The organism is Gemmatimonadaceae bacterium (genome assembly GCA_036496605.1).
Taxonomy (GTDB): domain Bacteria; phylum Gemmatimonadota; class Gemmatimonadetes; order Gemmatimonadales; family Gemmatimonadaceae; genus AG2.
Map to the genome: position 1 here is coordinate 33,046 of DASXKV010000015.1, position 12,777 is coordinate 45,822.

The following is a 12,777-nucleotide window of genomic DNA, read 5'->3' on the forward strand; positions in this document are numbered from 1 at the left end:
GCAACGGCGCTAGCCTCCCTGGTGTCACAAGAGTAGCCGGAGGCTATCATGGCCGACGCCCAATCGGATCTGCTCCGCAGCAGCCTCGATCTCCTCCTACTGAAGACCCTCACCTGGGGCCCGATGCACGGGTACGCGATCAGCGAATGGATCGAAGGCGCGAGCGAGTCCGTCCTGTTGCTCGATGAAGGCACCCTGTACCCGGCTCTGCATCGCCTCGAGCGGCGCGGATGGATCGCCGCCGAGTGGGGCGTCTCTGACAAAAACCGCCGCGCGAAATTCTACCGACTCACCAACGCCGGACGGATGCGTTTCCGCGCCGAATCGCCCGTATGGCACCGCCACGCGAAAGCGATCGTCGCTGCGCTGGCGCGCACATCCCCCGAGCTGTCGTGAACGTCGGTCCCGGTTGGCGCCGCCTGTTCCGGTTGCCCCGCGACAACGCGCGACGCGTGGCCCGCGACATCGACGACGAGATCGCATTTCATCTCGAGATGCGCGAGGAAAAGCTGCGGCGCTCGGGCGTCCTGCCTAACGCCGCCCGCGACGCAGCCCGTGCGCGCTTCGGTGACCCGGAGCTCGTGCGGGACGAGTGCGTCACCATCGACCAGCGTTATGCACGCGAGGTGCGTCTCATGGAATGGCTCGACTCCGTTTTCTCGGATCTGCGCTACGCCTTTCGCACGCTGAGGCGCAGACCGGCATTCACGCTCGTCGCGATGCTGACGCTGGCCGTCGGGATCGGCGCGACGACGGCGATGTTCACGCTCGTCAACGGGATTCTGCTGCGACCATTGCCCTATCCCCACGCCGACCGAATCGTGCAACTGATTCACGCGTACCCCGAGATTGGGCTCGACCACTGGGGGATCTCGCAGGAGAACATCGCGATGTACCGCGACCGCGCGTCGGACTTCGAGGTGTTCGCGGCGTACCGAGGCGGGCGCGTGACGCTCACCGGCGGTGACCGCGCCATTCGCCTAACCGTTGCTCTCGTGACCGCGGACTTCTTTCGCGTCCTCGGCGTGGGGCCGGCCCGGGGCCGCGCGTTCACGCGCGACGAAGACACCCAGGGCAGGAACAACGTCATCATCCTGAGCGACGGGCTGTGGCGTTCGCGTTTCGGCGGACGCACGGACGTCATTGGCTCGACCATGGACCTCGATGGGCGGCCGACGCAGATCGTCGGCATCATGCCGCCAAGCTTCCAGTTTCCCGGTGTCGAGACTCAGGCATGGCTGCCCATGGGGCTCGATCCCACCAACCGACATGCATGGTTCAATGCCGGCCTCGCGCTGCTGCGACCCGGCGTTTCGATCGAACACGCGCACAAACAAACCACTGGAATCATGTGGGATTGGGCGCGTCGCGAGCCGGAGCTCATCGGCCTGGCTTCCATTCAGCCGGAACGTACGCGGATGGCGACGATCGTTAGGCCGCTGCAGCAGGCGATGGTCGGCGACATCCAGCGCCCGCTCCAGATCCTGCTGGCGGCCGTGGGACTCATATTGCTCATCGCAATCGCGAACGTGGCGACGCTGCTTTCGAGTCGCGCGACCGTCAGACAGCGAGAGATCGGCTTGCGCACGGCACTCGGCGCCACCCGCAGGCGAGTGACTCGGCAGCTGCTGACGGAGAGCGTCGCGCTCGCCGTGGGAGGAGCGGCAATTGGCGTCGCGCTTGCATTCATCGCCGTTCGCACATTCACGCATTCGAGCCTCATTGCGCTGCCGCGCCTCGACGAGGTCCGCGTCGACGCACGCGTGCTCGCGGTGACGCTCGCCGTGACCCTAACGAGTGGAGTTCTATTCGGGTTATTGCCGGCGATGCACAGCCTCCGTAGCCGCTTGGCGTCGGATCTCACGTCGGGTTCACGGGAGAGCGCCCACCGCTCGGTGCGTCGAGTCAACAACGGATTGGTCGTCGCGCAGCTATCGCTGTCGGTCGTGCTTCTGATCGCGTCGGGCCTCGTGCTCGAGAGCTTTCGACGACTGACCACACTCGATCTCGGATTCCGGCCCGATGGCGTGACGTCGATTTCGCTTCCGCTGCCGCCTCAGTACAAGAACAGCGCGAGCAGGGCAAACCCGTTCTTTGCCACGTTGCTCGAGCGCGTTCGTGCGACACCGGGCGTGACGTCGGCGGCGCTCGCCTGGGGTCTTCCATTCGAAGGGAACTCGAACGTGGACGGCTACCTGGTCCAAGGCCGCCCGAAACCGCCGTCGGGCAACGAAGGCCAGACATATCAGATCGCGGTGACCCCTGGATACTTCGCGACGTTAGGCATTCCACTGTTGTATGGGCGCGATTTCGGCGCCGCGGATGATACGACCAGTACTCCCGTGGTGATCGTCGACGAATCGATAGCCAGGAAGTTCTGGGCCGGTCCGAACGCGCTCGGCAAGCAAATTCGCGTCGCGGGCGACACGGGGTGGTCGACGATCGTCGGCGTCGTTGGCGCCATCCACGACGACGACGCCACGCAGTTGCCTGCGCCACACATGTACGCGAGCCTGGCGCAGCTCGGAGCGGGACAGCCGTCGCTCGCCGTCCGCGCGCGTGGCAACGCGTCGCCCACGATCAAGTCGGTGCGGTCCGTCATTGCAGCACTAGAGCCGTCGATTCCGCTCGACCAGGTGCGGGCGCTCACGTCGGTCGTCGGTGAATCGTTCGCCACCAGGCGCCTCACGGAAATACTGCTCGCGAGCTTCGCCGCGATCGCCGTCGTGTTGGCGGGCGTCGGTATCTACGGCGTGATGTCGCTCTCGGTGGCGAATCGCCAGCGCGAATTCGGCGTGCGACTGGCCGTCGGCGCTGCTCCGGCGGCGCTCGTGCGACTCGTACTTCGAGAGGGCGCCGCTATCGCGGCGCTCGGCGTCGGCATCGGCGTCCTGGGCGCGCTCGTCGCGACACGCGGCATGACGACGCTACTCTACGGCGTGAGCCCGACGGATCCGTTGATTTTCGTGTCGCTCCCCGTGTTGCTGGGAGCGATCGCCGTCGCGTCGTGCTATGTGCCGGCGAGGCGCGCGTCGAAGGCCGACCCGCTCGTCGCGTTGCGCGCGGACTGAGCGGGCCGGATGGCGACGCTCTTATATCTCGGTTACCAAAATGGCCCGCGGTCTCCCCGGGCCATTTTGATAGCTGCCGCCGTGCTACGGCACCACCGCCCGTGCCCCCGCAAGATCAGCTTGCAGCCGCTCCACCCCTGTCGCCGCATCGCTGATGTACCCGTTCGCCACCTGCACCATTGCCGGCGTTGGCGGAACGAGTGCCATCTCGATCTGACCTGTGATGGCGGACAGCCAAGCGCGGAGTCGAGGCGGATAGACCAGCGCGCCTTCACTCGATTGGATCTTGAGATCCACGAGGTTGTCGATGTCGCGATTCAGCTTGTCCAGCGTCGCGCGCGACTGCGTATTGCCCGCCCCGCCGTTCGCGAGCGCCTTCTGAAGCGAATCGCGCGCGCTGATGGCCTGATTCAGGTTGATGTCGAGGCGGTTCACTGCGTCGTGCAGCCGCATCAGCAGAGCGAACCGCGCCCGTAGCTCCGCTGCTATCGTATGCAGTCGTGGATCGAGCTTGATCTCGACTGGCTGCGTCTGTTTCGTGGCACCGTAGCTCAGCGTCACTTTGTACGTGCCCGGCACCACCTCCGGACCGATCGGGGTCGAGGCTGAGAAAGCGGAGTGGAAGATCCCTACCACCTCGGTCGCCTCCGCGTAGCGCGTATCCCACTGGAAGCGATTCATTCCAGGAACTGCTGTCTCCTGGCGTGCTTGCGGTCGACCTCGGGCGCCTTCGGGGTTCTGCGCGCCTGAGTCGCTTCGCGCCTTCGTTCTCGGATGAAGAGTGAAGCTGCGAATCAACGCGCCGCTCGCGGTCGCGAAATCGAGCTTCACCGGCGTGCTGCCGTTGTAGTCGTCGGGAAGGTGGAAGAACACCGTCACGCCGGGGGCCAGGTTCGCGCTCCCTCCCCGGCCGAAGCCCCCGCCCCCCGCAGCGCTCGTCAACCACGCTTGCTGCGGCTTGAAGAGGTATGGTGAGTTGGTCGTCACCCGCGCGGCTTCGCCGGTCCCCAACTGCTCGAGAAACTGTAAGTCGTCCAGCACCCAGAAGCCGCGGCCGAAGGTGGCGAGTACGACGGCATGCTGCGCGGGCTGAATCTCGATGTCATTCACTCGCACCGCGGGAAGGTTGAGGCCGAGCGGCTGCCACTCCTGCCCGCCGTTCAGACTGAAGTACGCCGTCGCGCTCGTCCCCGCGAACAGGAGGTCGGGACGGTTCGGGTCCTGGCGAACGCTCTCGACGTATTGATCGCCGGGCAGGCCAGCCGTGATCTCCGTCCAGTGTTTGCCGTAATCAGAAGTCTCATATATGTAAGGATGGAAGTCGTCCCAGTCGAACCGACTCGCGGAGACGTACGCTGTGCCCGGCGCCGTGTGAGACGGCTCGACACATGTGATCGTCGACCAGGTCGGCATCGCCGGCGGCCGCACCTCGCTCCAGTGCGCGCCCGCGTCGGTGCTCACGTGCACCAGGCCGTCGTCGGAGCCCGTCCAGATGACGGCGTCCGTGAGCGGCGAAACAGCGATCCCTGAGATCCTCCCGAACATCTCCTCGCCGGTCACGTCCGCGCTGATCGGACCGCCCGGCCGCTGCTGCTTCGTCGTGTCGTTCCGGGTGAGATCTGGGCTGATCACGTGCCAGTGAACCCCTTCATCTGTGGTTTCGAAGAGCACGTTAGCGCCCATCAGCAATTCCTTGCGATTGTGTGGGGCGAACACCACTGGGTGATGATTCCAGCCGTATCTGTATTTGATCTCGGTGCCCTGAAGCCCGAACTTGTACTCCGGCCAAGGCGCCACGTTGGTCACGAGCCCGGTGCGCCGGTCGTGACGCCACTCCATGCTGTAGTAGCCGCTGGCGTACGTGATCCACGGACGTCCCGGGGTCGGTACGACCCAACTCATCTCTCCGCCCCGGATGTTCGTCCACACTGGCGCCGGCGTCGCGCTCGGCCCCACCACGGAGCTGCGATCCTGCTGCGCGCCGTAGATGTTGAAGGGGAACTCGTTGTCGAGATTGGCGTGATAGAACTGCCCGGTGGGCTGGTTGTCCTCGGAGCTGAAATCCCGTCCGCCATTCAGCGTCACCGCCGCGCCCCCGTCGTTCCCTTCGATGAAATTCTGCGTGTTGTCGGGGTTGATCCACAGTACGTGATTGTCGCCGTGCGGTGGACGGAAGGGATGCAGCGTCTTGCCGCCGTCGTGCGAGACGTACACCCCAACGTTCGGCAGGTAAATCGTGTTCGCGTCCTTCGGGTCGACGTACACGTTGTCGTAGTAGAAGGCGCGCTGCGTGATATCCATGCTATTGTTGACGAGCATCCAGCTCTGGCCCGCGTCGTTCGACCGGAACAGGCCACCCGCCTGTCCCTTGTAATCCGACTGAATCAGCGCGTACACCGTATTGGGAGCGCTCGGCGCCGCCGCGATGCCGATTCTGCCGAAGATGCCGGTCGGGAGTCCCGCGTGATGTGAGATGTTGGTCCAGTTCGCGCCGCCATCGATTGTCTTGTAAATGCCGCTGCCTGGTCCGCCGCTCGAGAAGGACCAGTGGTTGCGGGACATCTGCCACATTCCCGCGTACAGCACCTGCGGATTGGACGGATCCATCGTCATGCTGATGGCGCCCGTTTCGTCGTCGACGAACAGGATCTTCTTCCACGTGCGGCCGCCATCAGAACTCTTGAATATCCCCCGGTCCGCATTGGGCGCGAACAAGTGGCCGAGCGCCGCGACGTAAACGACGTCAGGATTGGTCGGGTCGACGAGGATCCACGTGATGATGTGCGTGTCACCGAGTCCGGCGAAGCTCCAGGTCTTCCCGCCGTCGGTCGATTTGTACATACCCTCGCCAGCGAGGACGGTGTTTCGCGGAGCAGAGTCGCCCGTGCCGACATAAATGACATTGTGGTCAGAGGGCGCGACGGCCAGGGCGCCGATGCTGGCCGTCTTGAAATCCTTGTCTGATATGCTCTGCCAAGTCGCGCCGTAATCATCGCTCTTCCACACGCCTCCGCCTGCGGTGCCCATATAGTAGACGTTGGGCTCACCGGATATGCCGGCGACCGCGGTGGCACGCCCGCCGGTGAAAGGACCGACGCTGCGCCAGCGCAATGCACTGGTGAGGCTGGCCGGTGGCACAGTGGCAACCCATGCCGTCGGCATGGCAAGGAGAAGACAGGCGAGGGACAATGCGCGACGTGCGGTGAACATCTGACGTACTCCTCCTTCGCTGAGAGTCGTGGCTATGCATGACACGACCGCGGCAACTCATGACACGACCGCGGTTTCATTCCACACGACCGCGGCTTTTCACGACAGAACCGCACGCTCGCTGGGTGCATGGCGCCTGTGCACAGAGTGCTCCGCTTCGAGCGAGGGAGGTCCGACGACAGGGCGGCGATCCTATCGCCTGCGTCGCCGACGCCCGCGCTTTCGCACTTCACCGGATGGCGCGGCGCTGTCCCGATGCAGCGGAGGTGACCTCCGCGCCGACTCGGATTGCGGCGCCGTCTGCCTCATCGCCGGTGTGCTTCTGATTCTCTTCTCCTCCGACCGAGCACGTTCGGTCGATTGCCGCGCGCGATGTTCCGCCAACCGCTCCACAATTGGTTTCTCGAGCTTCGCCGCCGGTTTTGCGCTGTAGTCGAAGTCCGGCAGCGTCACCCGCGGCAGCGGCTTTCCGAGGACGCGCTCGATCGCGCGCAACTCATCCGTCTCATCGGGAGCGGCGAAGGTGTACGCCTCACCCGTCGACTCGGCGCGTGCCGTGCGCCCGACCCGATGAATGTAGTCCTCGGGTGCTCTCGGCACATCGAAGTTTACGACGTGGCCCAGCTCCTCGACATCGATCCCGCGCGCGGCGATGTCGGTCGCGACGAGCACGCGATACGCGCCACTCTTGAAGCCCGCGAGCGCGTCCGTACGTTGCGCCTGCGATCGGTTGCCGTGAATGCGCGCCGCCGCCACGCCGTGCTTCGTGAGAAATGTCCAGAGGCGATTCGCGCGATGCTTCGTCCGTGTGAACACGAGCGCCTCACGCATCAGATTGCGCTCGAGGAGCGCGAGCAACAGTGCGGACTTGAGCTCCTGGCCCACGAGATAGATGGCCTGGGTGATCCCGACCGCCGGCGCGGCCCTTCGCTCGAGATTGATCGTCGCCGGATTGTGCAGCATCTCGCGTGTCAGCTCGAGGATCGGCTGCGGCATGGTCGCGCTGAAAAAGAGCGTCTGCCGCTTGGTCGGCAGATGCTTCAGCACGCGCTTGATGTCGGGCAGGAAGCCCATGTCGAGCATGCGATCCGCTTCATCGAGCACCAACACATTGATCCCGCCGAGGCTCGCGTAAGGATGCTTGAGGTGATCGAGCAGCCGGCCGGGCGTCGCGACGAGGATGTCGACGCCGCTCCGGAAGGCGTGTTCCTGCGGTGCCATGCCCACACCGCCGAAAATCGCGGCTGCAGTGATCGGCGTGTGAACCGCGACGGCGTTCAGCTCCTCGAGAATCTGCGCCGCGAGCTCTCGCGTGGGGGTCATGATCAACGCGCGCGGGCCGCGCGTGCCACGGCGCCGCTGCTCCAGCAGCCGATGCAAAATCGGCAACAGGAACGCCATAGTCTTGCCGCTGCCCGTCATGGCGCAGGCGAGCACATCGCGTCCTGTCATCGCGGCGGGAATCGCGTCGGACTGAATCGGCGTCGGTCTCGTGAAGCCGAGCTCCTTGACGCCCTTCAACAAATCCGAATGCAGTTGGAATTCGCCAAATGACATCGGCGAAAGCTAGGGGGCTCGTCCTGGCGTCGATAGCGGCGACAAGCGAAGTTCGATCCCGCAATGACCGTTTCCTACGAGAACAGCAAAACCATCTTCGAGGGCATCAAGTCCACCGGCATTCGGTCCGTGTCGGCACTCCCCGAGACGTGGCTCGGTCTCCTGCTCCAGCGCGTCGACGAGGACCCGGACATGACGCTGGTCCAGGTGGCGAAGGAGGAAGAAGCGATCGGCGTCGCAGCCGGAGCGTACTTCGCCGGCGTACCACATATCCTCCTCATGCAGAACCACGGCTTCTTCGGCGCGGTCAACGGCATCGTCTCGCTCGCGGAACTCTATCACATTCCGCTCTGCATGCTGATCGCGTACCGGGGCCACTGGGGCGAGCCATACCCGTGGCACACGCGCGGCGGCATCGTCACCGAAGGCGTGCTTCGCGCGCTCGGAGTTCCGTTCGAGCACGCCCGCGACCCGATGAAAGTCGCGAAGCAGATCCGCGAGGCATGGACGTTCTCGCAGAGCTCCCTCTCTCCCGTCGCGCTCCTTCTCACGCGCGACCTGATGGAAGACTGATGGAGCGCGCCGGCTGCTTACACATGATTTATCCCGAGCTGGACGACAGGATCGTCGTCACGATCATGGGCGCTTGCGCACAGGAGCTCTACAACCTCGGCGACCGCGACAACTTCTTCTATCTGCAGCACGCAATGGGGCTGGCGTCGTCGATCGGCCTCGGGCTCGCGATGCACCTCCCCGCCGAGCGCGTGATCGTGCTCGACGGCGACGGGTCGGTCCTGATGAACCTCGGCACGTTCGTTACGCTGGCCCGTTATCGCCCGCGGAACCTGATCCACGTGGTCTTCGACAACGGGAGTCTGCTCTCGACGGGCGGGTTCGAATCGCAGACCGCAACGGGCGTCACCGACATCGCGGCTATCGCACGTGGCGCCGGCATCGAGCACGTGGCGACGGCGTCCACCACGATCGAGTTCGGCGAAGCGTTTCTTGCCGCACTGGAGTGCGAGGACTTGAGCGTGATCGTCGCGAAGGTCGCCGCCGTGGGCCCCGAGCACTACGGGATGGACCTCGAGCTCCCTGAAAACGCGTTCCGTTTCCGGCGCTGGATCCAGACGCGGAAGACCCGCGCACGATGATATCACGCCCGGCATACGACATTGACGCGTGGCGGCGCCGGATCCCGCTCCTCGCGTCGTGCATCCCGATGAACAACTGCTCACAGGCGCCGCAGACGGACGCGACGCGCGCCGCCGCCGAGCGTTATCTCGATTCGTGGAACCGGAGCGGGATGGACTGGGATGCATGGATGGCCGAGGTGGCACTCGCCAAGAATGCGTTCGCGAAGCTCATTGGCGCCGCGCCGTCAGACGTCGCGGTGTTCGGCTCCGTCTCCGCGGCTGCAAGCGCGGTCGCGAGCGCGCTCGATTTCGACGGCGACCGCCAACGCATCGTCGTGAGTGGGATGGAGTTCCCAGGCGTGGCTCATGTCTGGCTGGCACAGGGGCGCCGCGGCGCGCAGCTGTGTCGAGTACCGGTGCATGACAACGACCCGGACGATTACAACTCACTCATTGACCAGCGCACCGCGCTCGTGTCAGCGTGCCATGGATGGTACGTCAACGGATTCGTGCAGGATGTGGCGCGCATCGCGGCCCGCGCCCGCGCCGCCGGCGCGCTTTCGTTTGTCGATGCCTACCAGACGCTCGGCGCAGTGCCGGTGAACGTCCGCGACCTCGGCGTCGACTTCCTTGCGACGGGCACGCTCAAGTTCCTGATGGGTGTATCGGGGATTGCATTTCTTTACGTGCGGCCGGAGATCGTCGAGTCATTACACCCGACGGCAACGGGCTGGTTCGGCCGCGTCGATCCGTTCGCGTTCGACGCGCAAACGCTCGACTGGTCGCCTAACGCGAGCCGCTTCGACGCCGGGACGCCGGCGGTGGTCAACGCGTACATTGCGCGGGCCGGTATGGAGATCATCGACGAGGTGAACCCGGCGAGCATTCGCGCGTGGCACGAAGTGCTTGCCGGACGCATGATCGATGGCGGCCGCGCTCGCGGGCTCGTGCTGCATGGCACGGACGACGTCAGTCGGAAGACGGCGACAACCGCGTTCGTCGTGCCCGACTCGCACGCCGTCGAGGCGGCGATGCGCGCGCGCGGCGTGCTGCCATCCGCGCGCGGTCAGGTGATTCGCCTCGCGCCCCACTTCTACACCACGCTCGATGACGTCGACTGCGCGCTCGACACCCTCGCCGACGTCATCCGCGCCCGCTGAGCGCACCGCGGCGACGAGCCGCGAGACGTTCGCCTCCCGGCTCGGTGGGTTGCTGACCATCGTCGGCGTGTCCGTAGGGCTCGGCCACGTGTGGCGCTTTCCGTACATGGTCGGGAAGTTCGGCGGCGCCGCGTTCGTCCTCTTCTATGTGCTCGTGTCGGTGATCATCGGCGTCCCTGCGCTGATGGCCGAATTCGCGCTCGGCCGGAGCGGGCGGCGCGGACCCGTGGGCGCGTTCGAGCGCGGCGGCTTGCCATATGGACGTTATGTCGGGTGGTTCCTCTTTTTCGTGGTGACAGCGGCCACCGGCTACTACTCGGCCGTCATCGGCTGGGTGCTCTGGTACACGGTGGGTCAGATCGCGATGCTCGCACAGGTTCGTTTTGACGCCGCCGCGATTCTCCCGCCCAGCCATGGATTTGTGCTCCGGTCGTTCCTGCTCCAGCTCTCCTGCACCGCAGTCGTGCTCCTCGCTTGCGCGGCCGTGCTCGTGAAGGGCGTGCGGAAGGGCATCGAGGTCGTGAGCACTATCGTGCTGCCGGCGATGACCGTCGTCACCCTCGCCGTCATGGTACGAACGCTCACGCTGCCCAATGCGTGGCGAGGCGTACAGTGGTACCTGCTCGAGTTCCGCTTCCATGATCTCTCGGCGAACGTGATGGCCGCGGCCATCGGGCACGCGATCTTTGCGCTATCGTTAGGCGGGACGTTCATGGTCGTATATGGGTCGTACCTGCACGCCGACGAGCGGCTCGCGCGTCCCGCGGTGTGGACCGTCATCGGCGACACCGGGTCGTCGCTCATCGCCGGCCTTGCCATTATACCAGCCGTGTTCGCATTCGGGCTCTCGCCCGCCGCGGGGCCTGGGTTGATCTTCGACACGCTGCCGAAGGTGTTCGCGGCGATGCCGGCAGGCTGGCTGTTCGGCGCGTTGTTTTTCCTCAGCCTCGTCGGAGCGGGCTACCTCTCCGACATCGGCGCGCTGGAGGTGCTGGTGGCCGGGCTCACCGACAACACGCGGCTCTCGCGTGCGAACGCGGTGTGGGTGATGTCGGCCGCGTGCTTCATCCTCTCGATCCCGCCCAGCATCAACATGTCCATCTTCGTGCCGTGGGACCTCACGTTCGGCTCCGGCATGCAGACACTCGGCTCGCTACTCGCGGTGGTGACCGTCGGCTGGTGCCTGAGCCGCGCCGCGGCGCTCGCGGAGCTGTTCCGCGCCGGCGAGACGCCGGTACCGATGTGGATGTTCTACTGGATCCGCTTCGGGATACCGCTCATCATCGTGGGCGTCGGCGTGTACTGGCTGCAAGGGCTTAGGGGCTAGGGGCTAGGGGCTAGGGGCTAGGGCCTAGGGCGTAGGGGCTAGGGGGCTAGGGGCTAGGGCCGGCGATGACCATCTTTGCGCCTGGTCCTAGCCCCTAGTCCCTAGACCCTAGCCCCTCTCCAACATGTCCGTGCTCACTGAGCTCATCGCCGCGCTCGACCGCGGCACGCTGAAGGTCGTGGATCTCACCCAGCCGCTCGGCCCAGACACGCCCGTGATCGGGCTGCCGCCGATGTTCGCGCCATCGCCCGGCGTCTCGATGGACGTCATCTCGCGCTACGACGACCAGGGGCCGGCGTGGTACTGGAACACCATAACGATGGGCGAGCACACCGGCACGCACTTCGACGCGCCCGTGCACTGGGTCACGGGAAAGGACCTGCCCGACAACCGGTGTGACACGATCTCGCCGCGGCGGTTCATCGGCCCGGCGTGCGTGATCGACGTGACCGCCGAGGTCGCGGGCAACGAGGACTTCCTCTTGATGCCGGACCATGTGACCGCCTGGGAACGCAAGAACGGCCGCATCGCGCCTCACGCGTGGGTGCTGCTCCGTACCGACTGGAGCAAGCGCACCGATCGTGAGCGTTTTCTCAATGTGACGCCGGAGGGTCCGCACAGCCCGGGCTTTCACCGGAGCACGTCCGAGCTGCTGGCGAAGGAGCGCGACATTCTCGGCGTGGGCGTGGAGACGGTGGGCACCGACGCCGGGCAGGCCGGCCGGTTCGACCCGCCGTTCCCGAACCACGCGACGATGCACGGCAATGGAAAGTTCGGGCTGGCCAGCCTGTGCAACCTCGACCAGCTGCCGGCGACCGGCGCCGTGGTGATCGCGGCGCCGCTCAAGATCGTGGACGGAAGCGGTAGTCCATTGCGCGTGCTGGCGATTGCGCCTGCATAACGGATACACGCTCTTCACATGACCGTCTTAACCAGCTTCCGCTGCACAATCGCTCCACGAACCTGCGAATCCTGAAGCTTGTTGAACGCCGGGAGCGGCTGGAGCTCCACCGCGTGACGTGAACGAGGGTCTCTCCGGACTGGTCGACACGGAGGATCTCGACAAGCCCGCGGACGACGACAAAACAGGACGCATGCGTCTCGCCGGACTCCATCAACGTTTCACCTCGCTTCATCGACCGTCGTGCCAACTCACCTCGGCGCGTCACGACCGTCAGGGTCGCCCCGATTTCCACTTCAAACACTTGTCTCCGAAGAATTAAACACGGCCCGCGGCCCTCGGCTAAAAGCTCGTAGATCAGAAGTTGCGAAATGTCCCGTTTCCAACGGCAGCGGGCGCCAGCGGCGCATGACAC

The 12,777-nt window shown here is 65.3% G+C and carries 9 protein-coding genes; 7 read left to right on the forward strand and 2 right to left on the reverse strand.

Annotated features, from left to right (window positions below):
• Positions 1–48 precede the first annotated feature (48 nt).
• Entirely contained in the window at positions 49–396 is a 348-nt protein-coding gene (locus VGH98_05770; GenBank protein HEY2375464.1) for a PadR family transcriptional regulator, read from the forward strand.
• Positions 393–3,071 carry an ABC transporter permease gene (locus VGH98_05775; protein ID HEY2375465.1) on the forward strand — a complete coding sequence of 893 codons (2,679 nt, stop codon included), beginning with the start codon at positions 393–395 and terminating at the stop codon, positions 3,069–3,071. Before VGH98_05770 ends, VGH98_05775 begins: the two co-directional genes overlap by 4 nt.
• Before the next feature lie 84 nt (positions 3,072–3,155).
• Here VGH98_05775 and VGH98_05780 read toward each other — a convergent pair whose 3' ends face one another.
• Complete coding sequence (locus VGH98_05780) at positions 3,156–6,281, reverse strand: hypothetical protein (GenBank protein HEY2375466.1); 3,126 nt, start codon at positions 6,279–6,281, stop codon at positions 3,156–3,158.
• A 192-nt stretch (positions 6,282–6,473) separates the two neighbouring features.
• Positions 6,474–7,838, reverse strand: coding sequence for a DEAD/DEAH box helicase (locus VGH98_05785; GenBank protein ID HEY2375467.1), 1,365 nt, complete (start codon positions 7,836–7,838; stop codon positions 6,474–6,476).
• Between the two features lie 63 nt (positions 7,839–7,901).
• On the opposite strand from VGH98_05785, the gene VGH98_05790 reads away from it, so the two are divergent.
• From VGH98_05790 to VGH98_05810, 5 genes are all read left to right on the forward strand, one after another.
• Complete coding sequence (locus tag VGH98_05790) at positions 7,902–8,411, forward strand: hypothetical protein (protein HEY2375468.1); 510 nt, start codon at positions 7,902–7,904, stop codon at positions 8,409–8,411.
• Between the two features lie 23 nt (positions 8,412–8,434).
• Positions 8,435–8,992, forward strand: a complete 558-nt coding sequence (locus VGH98_05795) for a thiamine pyrophosphate-dependent enzyme (protein ID HEY2375469.1) — start codon at positions 8,435–8,437, stop codon at positions 8,990–8,992.
• On the forward strand, positions 8,989–10,134 hold the full coding sequence (locus VGH98_05800) for an aminotransferase class V-fold PLP-dependent enzyme (GenBank protein HEY2375470.1): 1,146 nt from the start codon (positions 8,989–8,991) through the stop codon (positions 10,132–10,134). Before VGH98_05795 ends, VGH98_05800 begins: the two co-directional genes overlap by 4 nt.
• Positions 10,082–11,461: a sodium-dependent transporter gene (locus VGH98_05805; protein HEY2375471.1), complete on the forward strand. Its 1,380-nt coding sequence runs from the start codon at positions 10,082–10,084 to the stop codon at positions 11,459–11,461. Before VGH98_05800 ends, VGH98_05805 begins: the two co-directional genes overlap by 53 nt.
• Before the next feature lie 124 nt (positions 11,462–11,585).
• Positions 11,586–12,362, forward strand: coding sequence for a cyclase family protein (locus VGH98_05810; GenBank protein HEY2375472.1), 777 nt, complete (start codon positions 11,586–11,588; stop codon positions 12,360–12,362).
• Positions 12,363–12,777: the final 415 nt, after the last annotated feature.